Source organism: Oceanospirillum multiglobuliferum (assembly GCF_900167095.1).
In the GTDB taxonomy this organism is placed as follows: Bacteria; Pseudomonadota; Gammaproteobacteria; order Pseudomonadales; family Halomonadaceae; genus Oceanospirillum; species Oceanospirillum multiglobuliferum.
On sequence record NZ_FUXG01000010.1, the window covers coordinates 41725 to 63418 of the forward strand.

A 21694-nucleotide genomic window follows, 5' to 3' on the forward strand; every position below is an offset into this window, starting at 1 on the left:
GCACAACCGCAATATGCGGGATATTAGATAGATTGCTGATCACATAGAGCTTCGATATGGCTTGCGGAGGCTAATATTCCCTCTAGAACTTCTTTTAATGGCGCCCCAGATCGAGAGGGTGGCAGAGCCCCAACTACTTCTTGTATCAGTTCGATCCCTCGTGAAAAAAGTTCTGGTACATACTCAAAAGTTGGTGCTGCATTAGGGCCAACCGATGAGTCTCCATTCTCCCTTGTCGGCAGTTGCATAATGCTAGAACCTAAAACGGGCACGATGCTGTGCATAATCGTAATCGCGACTTTAAAGAAAAGATTATTGTTGTCTTCGCCGCTACAGAAGGATTGCTGGAGGCTACGCATCAATGTGCTATAAAAAACATTGAATGCCTGAGCTAGCTTTTTAGCATTAACATTCAAATAAGCATTGATATCAGGCTCGCTAGTAATGGCGTATGTCGGTGGGAATGGCACTTTACCTTGAGCAATTTTCTGGAATGAATAATAGTGAGAGAGCTCTATAGTTGTACCCAAAATAGGGCCAAAAGTGCCGTCGACACGCTCACCATAATGGTTATAAACACCATACTTTTCAAAAGGCATTATTGACTGAATTTCATTTGGTGCTATGGCTCCTTCACCCTGCTTAACAATTTCATTTATAGCAGCTGCAGCTGACGTTAGATTCGTCACCTTGACGTATTTCCCACCAAACTTCCCAAAATAAAAATCTTGCCACTGCGTCATTTCAGGATCTTGCTTGAACAGCTCTGCTTCCGCCTTCAGCTGCTCTTCAGGGGAAAGCTCAACCCATTGTTTAATGTTTTCATCATAGGTGTATTTCACAAAGTCATTAATACCCTGTGCAATAGCTGAATAGAATTGACCAATTGTTTCAAATCCTTCTCCTTCTAAAGGAGGACCATCAACACCCGGCTTTTCAATCACCATAAAAACATCACTGAATACTTCTACAGAAGCACGACGTAATGCGATATAGGGCATGGCGCTATGCTCAAAGCCAGGTAAATATCCTGGGTAAGTAGGCACCGCATCACCTGTCAAAATAGGTTTACCGCCAATGCTAATTAGTAGGCCGCAAGCTTGATACACATGGAACATTTCCTCCATCAAAACACTACGTGTTAAACGATAAGCATCGCTGGCAGTATCTTTCATTGATAGCAAGGCAGTGTAATACGCAGGTATGGTGCTGAGTTCTACTTGAATTGCAGTCTGAATGGCTTTAAGTAATGTTGGCTTTTGGGCAAAAGCCAAACGGCTGTAGACGAGTCCTTCCCCTGCTGCGGAGTGCTTAGGCGTTGCAGTTGCCAGCATAGTATTCTTCCTTAACTTTACAAATATGAGAGTTTTCCTATCTAACTATTCCCAATCAGAGTGGCTATAGAGCCTATACACTTAAAGTTATACAGGACGTCAGCACATCTCTGATACGTCTCATATGAAGCAATATGCAGAAAGGTAAAACAACTAGGGAAAACCCTTGTATTTTTTGTGCCTTTACTAGTTTTGCCCTAGGTTTCGAGGAGGATTTATTAAGGAAGATTGTATTGAGAGGTAGGCGGCCAGCTAACCGCCCTGTGTTTTAAAACAACTCTCTTGAAAACACCAGCTGATAGCCTAAAGCCATATACCACTGCTCAGTATTTTTGAATGACCCACCTGCAACGTACCAAGACTGTAGACGATCTGGCAGGTAGGTCAGCTGCATACTTAAGCTTTCTGGGTTTTGTACAACAGGTAACTCTAGAGCGGTTAATAATGCTTGATGTCCATAGCTGTTGGCTTGATAGGTGACTCGATCATAGCGCCCTGATAATTGCCAGTTATCACTCAGATCAAAACCTGCCCATAAATAACCACCATAACTTCTATCTTTAACTTTCAAAAACTGATCGCTGGTTATGATGTCTGCTGTTTGCTCTCGGGCAATCAGCTCTGCAATCAGGTGCCATTGATTGATTTGCCAATACCCTGCAAGACTAAGCTGCTTGAGCTTACCTGAAAGCTGGTAGTTCAAGTCTGCCGTATGGCTATGCCCTGTATTGGTGCTGTCTAATTGCTGATCGGCCTGTAAATATGCCAAAGACCAGCCAGCATTTGAGGCTGCCAATGCCTCGTTCCTGCCCAGAAGACTGGAAAGGTTTTGCTGCATAAATAACACAACCGCAGGTTTTCCTGAGCTTAAGCGATCACCCGAAATATTATTTTGGCCACTGAGTAGCTCAACACCCACTTCAGCGTGACGGGTAAGATGATGATTGAAACGTATGCCATCATCTAGCAACTCTTCACCAAAATGACTTTGATAGACCAATGGCGCAAGATGGTAAGCATTACCTGAGTGCCCCACTTGATTATAAAAGCCTGCGGCGGAATAAAAGCGCCCCAAGGTAATAAAAGTTTGTGGGCTATCTTTGAATAACTGCCCCTGTACAAAGCCCTGCTCAACTACCAGATTTTTATCTGTGCTAGCACCATGAGAATGATGCCCTACTTTAGCCAATATCAACCAATTCGGCATCGGTGAGGCAGTCAACTGTAAGGATAGCTCCGCTGAGTTAAGGCCACTCACTGGTGCTGCGGCTTTATCAAATAGAGGCATAGGGATAGATTGAATGACCGAAGGCGCATCAGCAAAAGCAGCTTGCTCCAAAGCTAAATCAATGGCTAACCCGAACTCAGGCACTGACACTTTTGTTCCATGAGCAAAAGCCTTTTGGCTTAATCCTAAGGCGGCAAACATACAGAGCAATAATCTTGAAAACATTGCAGACACCTTACTCAGACTTGGCATTTTGAAATGGATTAGAGAAGCGAGCATCTTGATTAAAATGCTCATCGGTCAGCGCCTGTAAAAAACTCAACAAGTCTTGTTTTTCCTGATCGGTTAATGTGAAACCACTGACAAAACCACTTTTATTCGGATTCAAACGGCCATCACCTGTTTCTAGACCGTTAACTACGGCTGGCTTGCGCCCACCCGCAGCATAAAAATCAATCACGGCTTCTAAGCTGCTTAACGAACCGTCATGCATGTAGGGTGCGGTTATTGCAATATTGCGCAAAGAGACAGGGCGAAACTTACCTTTATCCTCAACTTTGCCTGTTAGCTCAAATAACCCTTGATTACCCTCTGGATAGGCCCCTAAACCATCTAAGTTATAAAGCCCATTATTAAAAAAAGGCGCTTCAAAAAAGACGGTTTGATTATGCAAAGTGGATTGGGAAAAATTAAAACCACCATGACAGTGAAAGCACTCTGTTTTTTCATCAAAAAACATTGCCATACCACGCTTTTGCGACTCGGTTAGCGCACTGCTATCACCTCGTTCATAGCGATCATAGGCCGATTCAAAAGACACCATCGAACGAATAAAAGAAGCCATTGCCTGACTGATAGCGGTAAATTGAAAAGGATTTTCAACTTCAGGATAAGCCGCGGCAAAAAGCGACTGGTACTGAGGATCGGTACTGATGCGGGTCAAAATTTCTTGTTGATTAGCATCGTTCACACCCAATTCAACCGGAAACTCACCAAATAAAGGCACTTGATGCTGGCTAAATAAACTGAGCAACGAATGATTGGCCCAGGTGTAGGTTGCGTTATAAGCAACATTCAACAAACCTTGGGAGTTACGGCTTAATACTTCGCCTGTTGAACCCGTTGGTACGGCAACACCATCTGCAAAGCCCAAAGACTGAAAGTGACAACTGGCACAAGATTGTGTTTGATTACCGGATAAACGCGTGTCGTAAAACAGATGTCGGCCTAGCTCAACCTTTTCAGCTGTCATCGGATTATTAGCGGGCACAAAAGGCTGAGGAATACCCGCAGGCAACCTAAAGTCAAAACTACTTTGGCTTGCTGCATATTCAGTATGTTGCCAGTCAGCATCACCACAAGCTGCCAGTAATACTACTGGCAGCAGGCTAAGGCTGCGTTTAAATTGAGAAAGCGCAGCCAGCATTTACAAACTGCCTACTTTAAAGACGCGCTGTGTACCCTCATTAAGCCCTATTGCTTTTAGCACCTCTGTACAATCAGCATCAGTTTTGCCCGACATGCAGCCATTAGGTTTTTCTGTAGGGTTAGCCAAGTCTGTCAGTGAAACCAGTTGGGCGTAATCCAGAATCACTTGATTAGCTTCAGCATTAAAATTCATTAACCTAATCGTTGGCCGATTTGGTGCACCGCAAGTTACTGCCTCACCTTGGGTGGGGTCACCTGTACAATCGGTGCTACCCAAATGGAAGAACCAGTCTGTTGTACCGTTCACTTTGGCATCAATACGTGCATGTTTATAACCCGATTGCCATCTCCAAAACAGGCTGGATACATTTAACGGTGAAGGTGCCTTAGTTGAGTCCTGATGGTTGTCTTCCTGCGGAACACCCACTTTAAAGGTGATGCCAGTATAGCTACCTGCTGCCACCTTACCTTTTAAGATCATATTGGTTTGGCTATTGCCATTAGCGCAGCCGCTTTCACCAGTCTCAAAATCTAATAGCGCGACACGATCAGTTTGCCAAGCACCATCAGATGTCAGGCTAACGGCTTGAGCATTGCCATTTTGATCAAGTAGTGCAACATCGTGCACATATAGTCTGAAATCAGTAAATTGAACGCTGGCGTTACTGTTAACGCCTAAGCCCGCATAAGTATCATTACAACTGGCGTTTTGGTCGGCAACCTTAGCCGCAAAACGAATGTTAACATCCTGAGTTGTAGCGCCCGTGGTCGTGGTCGTGTCGTCGTCTGAGCTGCTACTACCTAAGCAGCCTGTCAGTAACGACGAAGCCATAAGCGTGGTTAACAAGAGCTTGTAGTTTTTATTCATATTGCACCCCTTTGTTTGATTGCGGGGAATGCTATCCTATTGAAAAAAATGGACAAATTAGACATTTTGTCGCGCGACAAAATGTCTCTGCGACAAAAAACCTCAGGCTAAAACTTTATATTGTCAACCTGATAAGGCTGTAGCTCCCGTAGATAAAATTGATAAAAAGCTTGTTGCTAATTATGCAAATCAGCTCGTTTTAGAGTACAATTAGCGCCATTTTCGCGGGGTAACGGGCTTATCTCTCGTTTCCGCATTCAATCTAACTTGAGCGACCTCTCTCAGGAGTCTGATTCAGCGATGAGCAAGCAAAATGCGTTTTACGCACAATCTGGTGGTGTTACAGCAGTTATTAACGCCAGCGCCTGCGGCGTAATCGAAACCGCCCGTCAACATAGCGATAAAATTGGCACTGTTTACGCAGGCCATAACGGTATTATTGGCGCATTGGTTGAAGAGCTGATCGACACTAATGCCATCTCTACCGATGATGTTGCTGCACTACGTCACACTCCTGGCGGCGCTTTTGGCTCTTGCCGCTATAAGCTAAAAGATATTGATACTCATCGTGAGCAATATGAGCGCCTTATTGAGGTCTTTAAGGCTCACGACATCGGTTACTTTTTCTACAATGGCGGCAACGACTCAGCAGACACTTGCTTAAAAGTGTCGCAAATTTCTGAAAAGCTAGGCTACCCAATCAAAGCGATTCATGTGCCTAAAACCGTTGATAACGACCTGCCGATTACAGATACCTGCCCAGGCTTTGGCTCTGTTGCAAAATACATTGCACTATCAACAATGGAAGCAGGCTTAGACATTCAGTCGATGTGCGAAACTTCTACCAAGGTATTTATCCTTGAAGTAATGGGTCGACATGCGGGCTGGATTGCAGCAGCAGGCGGCTTGGCGCAACAAGCTGAAGGCCAGCCACCACACCTGATCGTATTCCCTGAAATCGCTTTTGACAAAGCGGCCTTCCTGAAAAAAGTTGATCAGTCTGTTAAAGACAACGGCTACTGCGTAATCGTGGTATCTGAGGGTGCGCATTACGAAGACGGCACATTCTTAGCTGATGCTGGTACTAAAGACGCATTTGGTCACACCCAATTAGGCGGTGTTGCACCCACTTTAGCCAACATGGTACGTGCAGAGCTAGGTTATAAATACCACTGGGCAGTTGCTGATTATCTACAACGTGCAGCGCGTCATATCGCATCTGAAACAGATCTACAGCAAGCTTATGCCGTAGGTAAAGCAGCGGTTGAAATGGCAGTTGCCGGCAAAAATGCCGTAATGCCAGCCATTATTCGCACCAGCAATGCGCCATTTGCATGGACGATTGAAGAAGCACCGTTGTCATCAGTGGCTAACGTTGAGAAGTTTATGCCGCGTGACTTTATCACTGAAGATGGCTTTGGCATTACCGACAAGTGCCGTGAATATCTTGAGCCATTGATTCGCGGCCAAGCAGATCTACCATACGATGAGAAAACAGGCCTACCTAAATACGTGCGTTTACAGCACGTACTGGCTGAGAAAAAGCTGCCAGAATTTAAAGCTTAATTCTCGCTTATCTACCAAAAACCACCGCATGTGCGGTGGTTTTTTGTTATCAGTCTCTGCCTTTACGGCTTATCTCCCTTTATCCATTTGCTTATACACTTTTTGCAACACTTCTAAGCGTTCACTAATGCGTGCATGGGTCAGTGGGTCATTACTGGCGTACTCTTTTGCCAGTTTTAGCTCTGCCATGGCGTGAGGTAGGTTGCCTGTCAGTTGATGCACTTCTGCATTGGCCTGATATACGGTTAATAAATCACCTGCTTGCTTAGCTGCCTCTGATAATTTATGCCATAAGATAGGGTCTTCTGTACGCTGCTTTAACATTGCTTGATAAAGCGCTATGGCTTGAGGGTTTTGCCCCGACTGTAGGTGCAGATATGCCAATAAGCTTTTGGTTGGGTAGTTTTCAGGGGTTACGCTGAGTTGCTGCTGTAGCAAATTGATTGCCGCGCCTATTTCATTGTTCGCCGCCAGTACCCGAGCTTTTAATAAGCGAAAATAAAGGTGGTCAGGCTGTAAAGCTAACTGTTCGGCTAAGGCCTTAGCTTTAGCCGCATTTTGTTGATGCAACGCCAATAGAATATCTAAATATAGGCTGACACTTGCTTTGAGGCTGTTTGGAACAGAGTTTAACAGTCGTGCTTGCTCAGCAGGCAGTTGTGCCTCTTCTGTTTGTAGTAACAGGCTATGTACTCGTACCAGTTGAAAGTCTAGCTGTGCAAAATTAGTGATGCTGTTTTGTTGCTGTGCACGCTCTTGTGCAAAACCGATACGGCTTTCTGTAAGCGGGTGGGTGAGTAAAAACTCTGGCGCACTGCCCCCATTGGTACGGGCTTCTGTTTGTAGCAACTCAAACATTTTACCCATGCCTGCGCTGTCAAACCCTGCTTTACTAAGCACCTGAAACCCAACGGCATCAGCCTCAGTTTCATGCTGACGGCTGAATTGAAGCTGGTTTTGAATAGCCACAGCTTGAGAGCCTAAAATAGCGGCCGTACCCGCTTGAGCTTGGCCATTAGCGCTAAGTACAAGCCCTGCAAGCATGGCGGTAAGTAATGGCATTTGTTGGTTTTCAGCACTGTCTTTACGTCGAGCGTAGTGGCGTTGACTTAAGTGCGCCAGCTCATGAGCCAATACTGAGGCAACCATAGACTCATCAGAAGCTTTTACCAACAGGGCGCTGTGTACACCGATCACTCCACCGGGAACGGCAAAGGCATTGATTGTCTTGGCATTAATTGCGACGACGTTTAAACGCCGTTCATATAAGTTGCTTTCAACGGCCAGTTTTCGGACTAGCTGTTCTAAGTAGTCTTGAACGATAGGATCACCGATTACCGATGTGCTGGCTCTGTATTGACGAAGCCAAGTGCGGCCTAGTTCAAATTCCTGATTCACCGTAACTCGGTCAGGTTGATTGCTGCCAATACTGGGTAGCTCATCTGTTATCACGGCGTTAGCAGGTAGCGTAAAACTTGCAGCGAATAGCGCACACAAACCTACTGCTAAGTGCAGCCACTTTTTGCCATATTGCTTATTCACTAGCATAGTAATAATCAACCTCTGAAAAACGCTTACATAGCCAGTATAAAGAGCTTATTGATAAGAAAAAGTTCATTTAACGGTGTGAGCCACCAGCCTGCATTGCTTCATATGTCGCTATTTGTTATCAAAATAACGATGGTAATCAAAGTTTTTAACCCACTGCGGTTTGTAAATCATCATTGAGCTTAACAGCATACCGTTAACTACTGCCTCTGGCGGTAGGATCATAGGTAGAAATAAAAAATATTCGCTTGATATGCGCTCAAAATCCCAGCTACTTGAGCCTAGCCAAAGGCCAATCATTAGCGACAGTCCTGAAGACAACGCGGCTGCGGCACTGGTGAAAAACCCACCAACAAAAAATAGCGCAAAGAAATTATCAGGTAGCTTTTCATCTGCCAGCTTGAATAAGTAATGACTGACGAATACGGGTACTACTGCGGTGGTCAGGCCGTTCACTCCAAACAGATACCAAGGTGCTTTGCCTGTCCAGCATAGCCCTACTAGTGCGCAGCAACTGGCGATGATAGCCAGCGGCCAGCGAAACATAACGGTTAAAGTGGTCGACATTAAAAAGTGTATGCTGACGAGCGTTGTGATATCGGCTTTCATCTGCCACAACAGTAAAACAAAAACCGTTGCCCCAAGGTAAACATGCTGGAATGAGGTCTCTTGCATGAGTTCTCGCCAGCGCGCGTATATAAAGGCCAATAGTAACGCTAACCCAAACAGGATGTTTGCCACCCAAACCCATATCCCTTCAATACCAACGGCAGAGAAATTCATAAGCAACCCACCTTTAAGCACAAAAACAGCAACATCAATACAGAGGCTTTAGGCTAGCAAAGACAGGGGCTTAAATAGTTGCAACTGGACAATAGATCAAAGGTTAAAATGCCTCTGTAATCTGAATATACATGTTCATACCGTCTGCTTCTGCTGAACCAAGCGCGCCACCATAGCCTAAATCTAATCTTAGGTTAATTCTCTCTTGGTCGTTAAGCGCATAACGCAAACCTGAACCGAATGCATACTTTAAGTGCGTAAAACGCGTGTTATTAAGTCCATCAAACACATCACCCGCACCCATAAATACAGCATAGCCCCAGCGGGCTGAAACAATTTGACGCCATTCAATTTGGGTCGACAAGGCGGCATTATCACGATAGCGGTCTTTTAATACACCTCGTAAGCTGTTTGCTCCGCCAAGGGTGGGTAAGTCGCTATAAGGGGTATTGCCCTGTGCGACATCTATTTTGGCTTGTATTGCGAGTACAGACTTATCGCCCATGGGTAAATAGCGGCGGTGCTCTAGTTCAAAGCGATCATAGTTAAAGTCACTGCCTAAAGCGCGATCAAAACGGCGTAAAGCAAACTGGCTTAACACCCCTTGGGTTGGATAAAAGCTGCTGTCTCTGGTGTCACGCTTCAAACGTATTCCCAAACCATGCAGGCTCTGTGAATTGGGTTCTGCTTGCTGATTCAAGTAAGCACTGAGCTGAGGGGCTTTATTTAGGTCTGTATAATTTAACCTTTCCAATACCAGCTCTGGGCCTAGAAAAGTATCCTGCCAAAGCTGTTTGCCTGCACCCAGTTTGAGTTTGATAAACTCTGATTCATATTTTTCTAGCGAGTTGGCCGGAGCTGTAGCGCCAAAAGCATAGTGGTTACTATTGGACAAACCAAGGGCAATAGAAGGGGTGAGCAGCCAGTTGCCTTGATCTAGGAATTTGTTGGCACTGGTCGCAAACATCGACTGGCCTTTCTGCGTAAGAAATATAAAAGTACTTAAGCTATCTTTACGCGGTTTACTGGCTTCCTCATAAGGTTTTACCCAGATTATAGAGGCGCCACCTGCAACGCCTGTGTCAGGGGTGTAAAACACAATGGGCACAATGATGCGCTCTGTAGCCCAAGTAGCTGTTGCGCTAAAGCCTAATGACAAAGAGAGGCATAAGCTCAAAAGCCGTGATTTGCGTGTAAAAATAGATTGCGACATAAGCAAAATCGAGCCTGTTAAGATTTGAGTACTAGATGGTATACGAGATTATGGGGAAATAGGATCTTTGGGCGTGATTTTATTAACAAACTTGGGGTTACAAACTTTAAGGCAAAAAAAAGCCTCCATTCCATGGAGGCCCTCTATACATACATTACATATATTCGATAACAGTTCTATCCTTGAACTCGCATCCATTGCGCTTTTCTACATTTCCCCGAGAGCGTTCAGAATAAAGAAACACTCGTGTAAACAATAGAGGTGATAAGCACTTAAGGATGTACGATATATCTTACAACCAAAGCACTGTATTTTAACGATGCTCAGCAAAGTCACGCACAACACGTAAGATGTCGGCAGAGGTAATCATACCCAACAAACGCCCATTCTCGTCTAAAACAGGGAAGCGGCGGCGGCGATTACGAATAAACTTTTGGGCAACGGAGATTACGTCGTCATCTCCCCGAACAGTATCCACTTCAGCACTCATATAGTGTGCAACTGTTTCACCTGACTGCTCATAAAAGCTACCTTTAATGACATTATTTAAACAGTCTGACTGAGAAAGAATACCAACTAGCTCACCTTTAGTGTTAACAACTGGAGCTCCAGATATTTTGTGTTCTAGCATTTTGTCTATAGCAGAAAAGATATTCATCTCAGGCGTGAATTTAATCAGCTGGCTGGGCATGTAATCACTGACACGAACAGACTTTAACATGGCTATACTCCTTAGCTTTAGTATAGGTTTGTCCGTTTTACGAGTGGTAGTCAAACACCCTACACACTGTAAAACGGTTACCTTTACCTTAATTAAAGATCAGCCTTGCTTAATGTCCAGTAAATCGAGTGATAAATATGGAAAGTACGGGTATTGGGCTTAGTTAAACACCACTGTTTTATTCGCGTGAACAATGACGCGATCTTCTATGTGCCAGCGTAGGCCGCGCGCTAAAACTGCCTTTTCAACATCTTTGCCTAAACGCACCATATCTTCAATGCTGTGACGATGGCTGACACGTTGAATGTCCTGATCAATAATTGGGCCTGCATCCAATACTTCAGTAACATAATGACAAGTAGCACCAATCAGCTTTACACCACGCTCATAAGCTTGATGATAAGGTTTAGCCCCAGCAAAAGAAGGTAAGAAGCTATGATGAATATTAATCACGCGACCGTTGTATTTTCTGCACAGATTAGGCGGCAGGATCTGCATATAACGCGCCAGTACAATACAATCTGCATTAGCGGCATCGACCAGCGCCTCAACTTGGTCAAATGAGGCTTGCTTGTTGTCTTTATCAACGGGCACGTAGTGGTACTCAATACCATGCCACTCAACCAACTCACGAAAGTCTTCATGATTGGATATGACGCATGGAATTTCACACTTAAGTTCGCCACTTTGCCAGCGGTGTAACAGATCCACTAAACAGTGTGACTCTTTACTGGCCATTAATACCAAACGCTTTTTCTCTTCAGAGTCAGAAATAAACCAGTCCATTTCAAACTCACGGGCAATAGGTGCAAATGCACTGCGAAACTCTGCCAAACTGAATGGAATTGAATTTGCGCGAATCTCGTGGCGCATAAAAAACCAATTTTCCATTAAGTCTGAATGATGGCTAGCTTCTGTAATCCAACCGCCGTACATCGCCAAAAAATTACTGACCTTGGCCACAATACCCACTCGATCAGGGCATGAAATCACCAGTGTGTATGTCCGTTCCATAACGCTATTTAACCTATTGAGCGCAGATATTAAATACCTGACGATTTAACCATGAAAAAATGCAAGGCCAGCATTCTACAACATTCAATGTGCGATGCATCAAAAGTCTTACACAATTCATATTACACAGAAAATCCAATGCTGACGTAACAGAGGTGTAATACTTTACTTACACTGCAATCTATTACTGTGCATGAATTAAGTGCACCTCTCTGCTTTGCTACCTTTAAAAATAGTCTAAAAACCCTATTATCCTGCTTAAATGATAACTATTATCAAGAACTTTATAGCGACCACTGAGTCATATAAAGTTCAGATTACAACCCTTGAGGCTCTACACATTGGGCTAGGGGTATCTAAAGGATTATTCAAACTACATAGGTAACACTGTAATGAGTGCTTTTAACGACATTAAAATCAGCCATAAGTTGATGCTAAGTTTCGGCTTAGTTTTGACTTTATTACTGATCACCTCTTTTGCTGGCTATCAAGGTCTTGCTCGATCAGACAAAGGCTTTGACACATACCGAGAGTTAGCAAGAGACAGTAACCTTGCAGGCCGCTTACAAGCAAACTTATTGATGTTTCAGGCAGAATTTAAAGGCTACTTAATTACTCATAACCCTGAATCCCTCACCCATTACCAAGCGCGCTTGGATGCGATGAAAGGCTTTCTTGATCAAGCTAAGGTTGAGATACAAAAACCTGAGCGTGCTGCATTAATAAAGGACATTGGGCCACTGATTCAAAATTACGAACAGTCTGTTGAGCAGATTGTGCAGCTTATTGAGGATCGTGCTAACACCGTTAACCAGATTTTAAGTGTTAACGGTCCCAAAATGCGACAAGTGGTTAGCGATATTCGCCAACAAGCCTATTTGGCCGGTGATGCCGAACTGTCTCATCTTGCTGGCAACTTGCAAGAAAACCTTATTTTGGGTCGTTTATACCTATTGAAGTACTTTGACTCTGAAAACAAGGCAGATTTTCAAATCGCTCAGCAGCAGTTAACTCAGATTGTTTTCTCAGATTTACAGGCACTAGATGAACTGCTTTTGACCCAAAACCAACGGCAGTTAATTGCAGAATTTAAAACCTTAAAGGATGATTACTTAAGTGCAATGAATAAAGTGCAGGCTATTATTGAGCAGCAAAATCAGCTATTAAACACCAAAGTAGAACAAGTCGGCCCTGTGATTGCCGATAAAATAGAGCAGGTCAAATTATCTGTTATAAAGGATCAAGACTTACTCGGCCCACAACTTCAGCATAATAATGAATCAGCCGTGCAATGGATGGCTCTGCTCGCGCTGGCGGCCTTGGTGATTGGCACCCTGTTATCAATCAAGTTCTCTCGTACTATTAATCATCGCTTACAAATTGCAGTTCAAATCGCACAGCAGATCGCTCAAGGTAATTTGAAGCTTTCGGCAATGGAAACCAGTAAAGATGAAATAGGCCAATTGCAACAGACGTTGCTTCAAACAGGCCAAAGCCTTAAAGAGATGATTCAGTCAATTTCAAGTGCAAGTCATGAGATCAGTGGCGCATCTATCCAGCTGTCTGCAATGACAGAGCAAGCAGGACGAGGAGCAAAACAGCAGCAACTTGAGGCTGATCAGCTTTCTTCATCAGTAACCGAAATGACCGCCAGCGCCTTACAAGTTGCAGCTAGCACGCAAGAAACTGCACGCTCAACAGAAAATGCTCGTCAAGAAGCTGACCAAAGCTATCAATTAGTCAGCTCTGCTATTAAGAACATCAGCTTATTACATGACAGTGTCAGCCTGACCGAACAAAGGCTAAATACCGTACAGCAAGAAACGCAAAATATTGGTTCTATTATTGAGGTGATTCAATCTATTGCTGAACAAACCAATTTACTGGCGTTGAATGCTGCAATTGAAGCCGCTAGAGCAGGCGAGCAAGGAAGAGGCTTTGCCGTAGTTGCAGATGAGGTTCGATCATTGGCACAGCGTACACAACAATCGACTGGTGAAATCCATCAATTGATTGCCCGCTTACAGCAAGGCGCTAATGAAGTAGTTGAAGCGATGCAACAAGGTCGTCAAATCACAGACACCAGTGTTGAGCTCACCAAAAATGTACAGATTGCCTTGAGTAATATTAATGGCACTGTTGCCATTATCAATGATATGACCTTACAAATTGCGAGTGCCGCTGAAGAGCAAAGCAAAGTAGCGGAAGAGATCAACCAAAGTGCAGCCAGTGTTCGCAGTGTTGCAGAAGAGAGCATGCATGCCGTGGTTGAAACTGTAGCAGCCAGTCAGTCTCTAACCAATACCTCCGTCCGCTTACAAGGTTTGGTAAATCGCTTCACGCTTTAGGCTGCAAAACTTTATGCAAGAAGCTGCACTAATGAAGACCATGCTTAAATAAGACGCCCCATTTCAGGGCGCTCCATGAACTAGATCTTACTTTCTATGGGTAGGCTTTAAGCTTACCCATGATGATCTACAACCAATCCCACTCAATTAACACTTACTAACACCCTGATAATACCTAGGGTTTTGCACCTATAGTCTATTTTTCTCAACCCGCCCTCTGTTAAGCCTTACAGAATTTTTAAAGTTGGCCTATATTCTGCTTCAGTAGAGTGTTATTTCTTTGAAAGTGCAGTCATCTCTATGGCACCACATTTGATCATTCCAGACCATATTCGTCGCCTTGGCACCCATCCTAGCCGTGTTTCACGCGATAAAGAGCGTTATCGCGGCCATTTCGCCGGATATAGTATTGAAAGCCATTATCAACCTATTATCTCTTTGACTCATCAACGGGTAGTGGGCTATGAGGCGCTCTTGCGTGCTAAAAATTCACAGGATCAGCCTTGCTCACCGCTGGACCTATTTGGGCGCTGTAATAGTGCTACCCAAATAACCCAGTTAGACCGACTGAGCCGCGCCCTACACTTAATGAACTTCAAGTTTATAGGTACAGAGGGACGCTGGTTATTTCTAAACATTCGTGGCGAAGAGATCCGGCAAAGCAATATGGATGCCGAACGTATTAAAGAAACGTTATCGCTGCATGGTTATCGTCCTGAGCAAATCGTACTAGAGATCTTAGAAGATGCCGTACATGACGAGCTGCTATTGGCAGAGTTTGTACAGGCTTTTCGAGACGCAGGGTTTCTAGTCGCTATTGATGACTTCGGGACAGGCCAATCCAATTTTGATCGAATTTGGAAGATTAATCCCAATATTGTAAAGCTGGATCGCTCAATGATCCGTAACGCACAACAACAACCAAGGGCGCGCCGGATTTTCCCTCGCTTGGTTAGTTTATTGCGAGAAACAGAATCCTTAGTATTGATTGAAGGTATTGAGAACGAAGAGGAAGCGCTGTTAGCAATGGATACAGAGGCTGATATGGTGCAAGGCTTTTTCTTTGCAAAACCCTCTTTAAACGGCATAGATCGAGAAGACTTACCGATACAAATTAGCCGATTGCACCATCAATATGCATTGCAGCAAAAATCAGGTCGGCAGAATTTTCATGCCCAGCTGACAATTTTTGAAACTATGCTGACAGCTTGCTCTGATTTAATTCGTTTAGGCAACAGCTTTGAATCTTGTTGTATTGGTCTACTCACCCAACTGGGCTGTCGTCGTATCTTTTTATTAAATGATGAAGGCTACCAGTTGACGCAAACCATCGCCTCAGACAACTCTGCGGCACTGGCTCGCTATCACCCCTTACAACAAGCTCAAGGCGCTAATTGGGCCAGAAGAAAATACTTTCAGAGAGCCATTGAAGCACCGGGTAGAGTCTATATTTCTCGCCCTTATTTGGCTTTACCCGATGCAAGTATTGATGTCACCTTTTCTCTAGCATTTACCATGAACGGCCAAACCTTTGTACTGTGCTGTGATGTAGACTCTCGCAGCGTTGATGCCGCAGGTAATTTATTACAACAGGGCCAGTTGATTATTAACTTACAATAAACCATTAATGTATTGACCTATTAACTGTAATAAATAATACAACTGCTTGATCTGGCGATTGTTTATCTATAATTCTGAGACTAAGATGAAGTTTCATCCTAAGTCACAGATTCTACATATGACAGCTGTAATTGATACTGAAAACCAGCCCTTTCCTCTGGTCATCCGTTATTTAGGAATCGATACACATCAACAGCCTACGGTCTATCTGCGCCGTAATAGTCACGTTTGCAAAGCGGAAGGTTTTGCCAGCGCATCAAGAGTGCAGATTAGCAGTGAACAGGCCACAATCATTGCCTCTTTAAATATTGTAGACAGTGATATTCTAGCCTCTGGTGAAATAGGCTTATCACTTTCTGCCGCACATTTGCTTAAAGCCCCTGAGCGCAGCATTGTGCATGTTTGCCATCCCAAGCCCATTCAGTCTCTTAGCCATCTACGCCATAAGGTTTATGGTCATCATTTAAATGATAACCAAATGGACAGCATCGTCTCTGACATTGTCGCGGGGAGATACTCAGACGTACATCTGGCAACGTTTATTACAGCCTGTGCAGGTAAAAATCTTGATCAAGAAGAGATTATCAGCCTAACTCGCGCCATGTTACATGCAGGCGATCGCTTAGACTGGCATACCAGCCCCGTAGTGGATAAGCACTGTGTTGGTGGTTTGCCCGGTAATAGGACAACGCCTATTGTGGTGAGTATCGTTACCGCCTGCGGGGGCGTGATGCCTAAAACCTCCTCCCGTGCGATTACCTCTCCGGCAGGTACAGCAGACACTATGAGCACTATGACAGAGGTTGAGTTAGACCTACCTGTATTAAAACAAGTGGTGCAACAAGAGGGCGGCTGCTTAGCTTGGGGAGGCTCTGTTCACCTTAGCCCTGCTGATGATATTTTGATTAGAGCAGAGCGCGAGCTAGACTTAGACAGCGAAGGCCAAATGGTCGCCTCTGTTTTATCTAAAAAAATCGCTGCTGGCTCCAGCCACGTCCTAATTGATATCCCTATTGGCCCCACTGCCAAAGTACGCTCACAAGCTGATGCAGAGCTACTATCTGATCTGTTAATGACCACAGGCAAAGCCCTTGGCTTAACTGTAGAGGTGATCTGCACCGATGGCAGCCAACCTGTTGGCCGTGGTATTGGCCCAGCGTTAGAAGCACAAGATATTATCAAGGTGCTTAAAAACCAAGCGGATGCACCGCAAGATCTACGTGAAAGATCCTTATTACTAGCAGGGAAAGTGCTAGAAATGGCAGGTTTAGCGCCACAAGGCCAAGGATTGAGAAAGGCAGAGCACACTCTAATAACAGGCGCAGCTTGGGATAAATTTTTCAAAATTTGTGAAGGACAAGGCGGTTTTAAAAAACCAACGGTTGCACACTATCAATACTCTTGGTGCAGCCCCTTAAATGGTGTTGTAAGCGCTATTGATAACCGTAACTTAGCCAAACTCGCTAAGCTTGCTGGCGCACCGGAAGACCTTGCCGCAGGCGTCACCTTAGAAGTGAAACTCGGCCATTCGATCCGTATCGGAGACCCTTTACTGGTCATACATGCAGAAAGTCCTGGGGCGCTGAATTATGCCATCGAATTTCTGACCGACAGACCTGACATTATTAAGATAACGCCATGAAACCGATTCTTTTTGATCTGAACGACGGCAGCACAATCGCCAACAGTTTGTGCCAACAACTTGATGCCACTCTAGGTGAGTTGAGCCAACGTCAATTCCCTGACGGTGAGTCTTACCTACAAGTGGTAACCCCTGTACATGGCGCACAAGTAATTGTGCTTTGTACCTTATATCAGCCTAATGAAAAGTTTTTGCCTTTGGTTTACTTGGCAGAAACCTTAAAAGAGATGGGGGCAAAAAAGGTGCTCTTAGTCGCGCCTTACTTAGCCTATATGCGTCAAGATAAGCGCTTTAAGCCAGGAGAGTGCATTACCTCTCGCCATTTTGCCGCTCTGATTTCACGCAGTTTTGATGCACTCATTACAGTAGATCCTCATCTGCACCGTTACGACCGTTTAGATGAGATCTATAGCATTCCGAACCAAGTTGTTGCTTCGGCAGAAAGTGTTGCGCTGTGGATTAAACAACATGTGCCTAACCCTTTGCTGATAGGCCCTGATAGTGAAAGTGAACAGTGGGTGGCTGAGGTTGCTCATTTAGCCGCTGCACCTTTTGAAGTGTTGCTGAAAGAGCGTCACGGTGATTGGGATGTAACCGTTTCATTGCCCCATGTCGAGCGCTACCAGCAACACACCCCTATATTGCTGGATGACATTATCTCCAGTGGCCGCACAATGTTAGAAACCATCCAACATCTAGGCAATGCAGGTATGAAACCTGTTATCTGTATTGGCACTCATGGACTATTTGCTGAAAACGCCTATGACCAGATGTTATTGGCACATACGGCCCAAGTAATCACCTGCAACACCGTCAATCACCCCAGCAACGCCATTGATATTGCCCCAGCACTGGCTCAAGCGATTGGCCATTATCTGTAAACCTATATTGGCTAGTTTGAAGGTTGTCTCAAACTAGCCAAAACTTTGACCTCAACACCTTAGAGTAAGCTCCAAGCTGCAAATGCAATCAAGATAATCATAGCAATATTCAGATAAATCCCCGTCCGCATCATCTGTCCCTGTGGTACATAGCCTGAGCCAAACACAATCGCATTGGGTGGCGTAGCAACAGGCAACATAAAGGCACAGGAGGCCGAAATCGCAATGACCGAAGCCAATACAACAGGCGACAGCCCCATGGCTTGCGCAATTGAGACAAATATAGGCACTAGCAGAGCGCTACTGGCTGTATTACTGGCAATTTCGGTCAGCATCACCACAAAGGCCGTGATGGCGAGCATAAACAGCAGCAAAGGCGCACCGTCTAATAGCTGATTAATCGACTCTGCAAGGAAAACACTAGCCCCTGTTGTTTTCAAAATGGCCGATAGGGTTAAGCCCCCACCAAAGAGCAGTAACACCCCCCAATCTGCCGATTGTTCAATATCCTTCCAGCTCACCAGTTTTAAAGCACATAGCAGAACAATCGCCAATAGCGCAACAATGGCGTCAAACCCTTTTTCAATGCCTAAACTGCTTGAGACAGGGGCACTGAACAGCCACAGTAGAACCGTGATTGTAAACACCGCTAACGTGAGCCATTGCTGTAACCCCATCGTTTGGCGTTTTTCCTGTAAATCAAAGGTATGCGACAAATTGGGACGAAGTACCCACCAAAGAATACCCAACATCGTAGGCTGCATCAGCAAAACGGCAGGGACACCCACCTTCATCCAATCCGCAAAACCAATCCCCACCGCAGCAGCTGCAATGGCATTTGGCGGGCTACCCACTAGCGTGCCTATACCACCAATATTGGCAGAGTAAGCGATGCCTAGTAGTAGGAACCAATAGGTACGCTGATTATGTTCATAAGGCAAACGGGCGAGCATCCCTAAAGCCAAAGGTAGCATCATCGCAGTTGTCGCGGTGTTCGAAATCCACATAGAAACAAAAGCCGCCGTTGCAAAAAGCAGAACAGTTGCCAACCACATCCGCCCTTTGGCAATCCGTAAGACCAATCCCGCTATACGCTCATCTAGCGATTGTTTATGCAGTGCCGCAGCAAGGGCAAAGCCCCCTAGAAATAGGAAAATAATAGGATTCGCAAAGTTCTTCATCGCCTCAGCAACGGAGAAAATGCCCAGTACCACCGCCAGAATTGGCACCAACAGCGCCGTAACCGTGATGTGAAAAGTCTCTGTCATCCAAAGCAATGCAATGGCCGCCAGCATCGCTAAACCTAGGCGCAGATTGGTATCAAGATCTAAACCAAAGTAAATGCCTAGTCCGACCAGCACAGAAAGTAAAAAGGTAAGCTGCGTTCGCTGCACACTAATCTCCATCTGTCATAGCGTATTGAGATTACGCTTGCAAACGCAAGCCATTGTGAGCAATTTTAGCATAGCAGGAGGCAGTGATAGATTGACGGCTGACAAGCAAGCCAAGAAGAAAACCCGCCACCAGAGTCTTTGCACGATTGGCTGATGGCGGGTTTAGAGCTTAAAGACCAACAGTATCAGATTAATGTTGCAGAATTTGGCTCAAGAACAACTGTGTACGCTCAGATTGAGGATGATTGAAGAAGTTATGAGGGTCATTTTCTTCAATAATCTGCCCCTTATCCATGAAGATCACTCGGTCTGCCACTGTTTTGGCAAAGCCCATCTCATGAGTTACACAGATCATGGTCATCCCTTCTTGTGCCAGCTCAATCATTACGTCTAACACTTCCTTGATCATCTCAGGGTCAAGTGCTGATGTAGGCTCATCAAACAGCATCACCTGAGGATTCATGCATAAACTACGGGCAATAGCCACACGCTGTTGTTGACCACCTGAAAGCTGACCGGGAAACTTCAGCGCCTGATCCTGAATTTTTACTCGTTCAAGATACTTCATCGCCATAGCTTCCGCCTCTTTACGCGGAATCTTACGCACCCAAATCGGTGCCAAACAGCAGTTCTCCAACACGGTTAAATGAGGAAATAGGTTAAAGTGCTGAAACACCATTCCCACTTCGCGACGAATAGTTTCGATATTTTTAAGGTCGTTGTTCAATGTTGTACCACCGACGATGATGTCGCCTTTTTGGTGCTCTTCTAAACGGTTAATGCAGCGAATAGTCGTTGATTTGCCGGAGCCTGAAGGGCCACAAATTACGATACGCTCGCCTTTACGCACCTCAAGATTCACATCTTTTAAAACATGAAACTGACCATACCATTTGTTAACACCGCGCAGCTCCACCATTAGCTCATCGTTCAGCTCGCGCGCAGCAGCAGAGTTTGTTGTATTAGTTGTCATTATTAAAATGTCTCCAAAATCTGTCTGGGTTAACGGGAGCCGTGACCCGTGTGGAAGCGGTTTTCAAGATGCTGACTGTATTTAGACATGCCAAAACAGAATACCCAGAACACAAAAGCAACAAAGGCATAACCTTCAACGGAGAACCCTAGCCATTTAGGGTCGGTTAAACCTGCCTGAACAATTGCCAATAGATCAAATAAACCGATGATAAGCACCAAACTGGTATCTTTAAACAGTGCAATAAAGGTGTTCACAATACCGGGAATCATCAGTTTCAACGCTTGCGGTAAGACGACAAAAACCATCATTTTCCAATAGTTCAAACCCAATGCCTGAGCGGCTTCATACTGTCCTTTTGGAATTGCTTGCAAACCACCCCGAACCACCTCCGCCATATAAGCAGATTGGAACATCACGATGCCGATCATAGCGCGTAGCAGCTTGTCAAAGTTCATCTCTTCGGGGACAAACAGTGGCAGCATCACAGAGGCCATGAATAACACGGTAATCAGTGGAATACCGCGCCAAAACTCGATGTAAACCACACAAAAGCTTTTAACTATAGGCATCTCTGAGCGACGGCCAAGTGCCAGTAAGACACCAAAAGGCAGCGCTGCCACAATTCCCACAATCGCCAGCACTAAAGTCAGTGAGAGGCCACCCCATTTATGAGTTTCCACCACCTCTAGGCCAAAGCTACCACCGTATAGTAAGAAGTACGCCAGTATTGGGAATACCAATAGCACCACTGCTGCAACCATCCCCTTATAGGGCAGGTTCGGTAGCATCAGCCACAGCACCTGAGCAACTAACAGTAAGAAGGTAAGGTTAATGCGCCAAATTTCAGCCTCTGGATAAAATCCATACATAAACTGATCGAAACGATTGGCTACAAATACCCAACAAGCACCGCCAGAGGTACAGGCATCTCGACTAGAGCCAGTCCAATCTGAGTTGATAAACACCCAGCTAATAGTTGGCGTCAGTAAAATGTAAAGTAAATACAGTGCAAAGAGTGTGAGTACACTATTGGTGATATTCGAAAATAGATTAGCACGCATCCAACCTATCACCCCTACGCTACTGGCAGGAGGTGGCAGATTAGGTAGCATGTCGTGTCTGACTTTGCT

Annotated in this window: 17 protein-coding genes; 5 read left to right on the forward strand and 12 right to left on the reverse strand. The window is 44.9% G+C overall.

Going from position 1 to position 21694, the window contains the following annotated elements; all coding sequences use genetic code 11:
• Positions 1-23: 23 nt before the first annotated feature.
• From B5D26_RS08350 to B5D26_RS08365, 4 genes are all read right to left on the reverse strand, one after another.
• On the reverse strand, positions 24-1334 hold the full coding sequence (locus tag B5D26_RS08350; RefSeq protein ID WP_078745282.1) for a ferritin-like domain-containing protein: 1311 nt from the start codon (positions 1332-1334) through the stop codon (positions 24-26).
• A gap of 268 nt (positions 1335-1602) precedes the next feature.
• On the reverse strand, positions 1603-2787 hold the full coding sequence (locus B5D26_RS08355) for a hypothetical protein (protein ID WP_139776631.1): 1185 nt from the start codon (positions 2785-2787) through the stop codon (positions 1603-1605).
• A 10-nt stretch (positions 2788-2797) separates the two neighbouring features.
• Positions 2798-3988, reverse strand: a complete 1191-nt coding sequence (locus B5D26_RS08360) for a methanobactin export MATE transporter MbnM (RefSeq protein WP_139776632.1) — start codon at positions 3986-3988, stop codon at positions 2798-2800.
• Positions 3989-4858, reverse strand: coding sequence for an MbnP family copper-binding protein (locus tag B5D26_RS08365; protein WP_078745284.1), 870 nt, complete (start codon positions 4856-4858; stop codon positions 3989-3991).
• Between the two features lie 300 nt (positions 4859-5158).
• On the opposite strand from B5D26_RS08365, the gene B5D26_RS08370 reads away from it, so the two are divergent.
• Entirely contained in the window at positions 5159-6424 is a 1266-nt protein-coding gene (locus B5D26_RS08370) for a 6-phosphofructokinase (RefSeq protein WP_078745285.1), read from the forward strand.
• A gap of 69 nt (positions 6425-6493) precedes the next feature.
• Here B5D26_RS08370 and B5D26_RS08375 read toward each other — a convergent pair whose 3' ends face one another.
• From B5D26_RS08375 to purU, 5 genes are all read right to left on the reverse strand, one after another.
• On the reverse strand, positions 6494-7972 hold the full coding sequence (locus B5D26_RS08375; protein ID WP_078745286.1) for a M48 family metalloprotease: 1479 nt from the start codon (positions 7970-7972) through the stop codon (positions 6494-6496).
• A 111-nt stretch (positions 7973-8083) separates the two neighbouring features.
• Positions 8084-8755 (reverse strand): energy-coupling factor ABC transporter permease, encoded by a 672-nt coding sequence (locus B5D26_RS08380; protein WP_078745287.1) that lies wholly within the window; start codon positions 8753-8755, stop codon positions 8084-8086.
• Positions 8756-8858: 103 nt separating this feature from the next.
• Complete coding sequence (locus B5D26_RS08385; protein WP_078745288.1) at positions 8859-9968, reverse strand: BamA/TamA family outer membrane protein; 1110 nt, start codon at positions 9966-9968, stop codon at positions 8859-8861.
• Between the two features lie 313 nt (positions 9969-10281).
• A complete protein-coding gene (locus B5D26_RS08390) occupies positions 10282-10689 on the reverse strand; it encodes a CBS domain-containing protein (protein WP_078745289.1) in 408 nt (135 codons plus the stop codon).
• 159 nt (positions 10690-10848) lie between these two features.
• Positions 10849-11703: a formyltetrahydrofolate deformylase gene (purU, locus tag B5D26_RS08395; protein ID WP_078745290.1), complete on the reverse strand. Its 855-nt coding sequence runs from the start codon at positions 11701-11703 to the stop codon at positions 10849-10851.
• A 392-nt stretch (positions 11704-12095) separates the two neighbouring features.
• Between purU and B5D26_RS08400 the strand changes: the two genes are divergently transcribed.
• The 4 genes from B5D26_RS08400 to B5D26_RS08415 all read left to right on the forward strand — a co-directional run bounded on the left by B5D26_RS08400 (position 12096) and on the right by B5D26_RS08415 (position 18194).
• Positions 12096-14051, forward strand: coding sequence for a methyl-accepting chemotaxis protein (locus B5D26_RS08400; protein ID WP_078745291.1), 1956 nt, complete (start codon positions 12096-12098; stop codon positions 14049-14051).
• A 300-nt stretch (positions 14052-14351) separates the two neighbouring features.
• The gene (locus B5D26_RS08405; RefSeq protein ID WP_078745292.1) at positions 14352-15671 is read left to right on the forward strand and encodes a sensor domain-containing phosphodiesterase; all 1320 of its coding nucleotides are present in this window, start codon (positions 14352-14354) and stop codon (positions 15669-15671) included.
• 118 nt (positions 15672-15789) lie between these two features.
• Positions 15790-17313, forward strand: coding sequence for a thymidine phosphorylase family protein (locus B5D26_RS08410; RefSeq protein ID WP_078745293.1), 1524 nt, complete (start codon positions 15790-15792; stop codon positions 17311-17313).
• Positions 17310-18194: a ribose-phosphate pyrophosphokinase gene (locus tag B5D26_RS08415; RefSeq protein WP_078745294.1), complete on the forward strand. Its 885-nt coding sequence runs from the start codon at positions 17310-17312 to the stop codon at positions 18192-18194. The genes B5D26_RS08410 and B5D26_RS08415 overlap by 4 nt, the downstream gene beginning before the upstream one ends.
• Positions 18195-18253: 59 nt before the next feature.
• Here B5D26_RS08415 and B5D26_RS08420 read toward each other — a convergent pair whose 3' ends face one another.
• From B5D26_RS08420 to B5D26_RS08430, 3 genes are all read right to left on the reverse strand, one after another.
• Positions 18254-19588: an SLC13 family permease gene (locus B5D26_RS08420; RefSeq protein ID WP_234985251.1), complete on the reverse strand. Its 1335-nt coding sequence runs from the start codon at positions 19586-19588 to the stop codon at positions 18254-18256.
• 190 nt (positions 19589-19778) lie between these two features.
• On the reverse strand, positions 19779-20507 hold the full coding sequence (locus B5D26_RS08425; RefSeq protein ID WP_159445628.1) for an amino acid ABC transporter ATP-binding protein: 729 nt from the start codon (positions 20505-20507) through the stop codon (positions 19779-19781).
• Positions 20508-20590: 83 nt separating this feature from the next.
• Entirely contained in the window at positions 20591-21676 is a 1086-nt protein-coding gene (locus B5D26_RS08430; protein ID WP_078745359.1) for an amino acid ABC transporter permease, read from the reverse strand.
• Between the last annotated feature and the right edge of the window lie 18 nt (positions 21677-21694).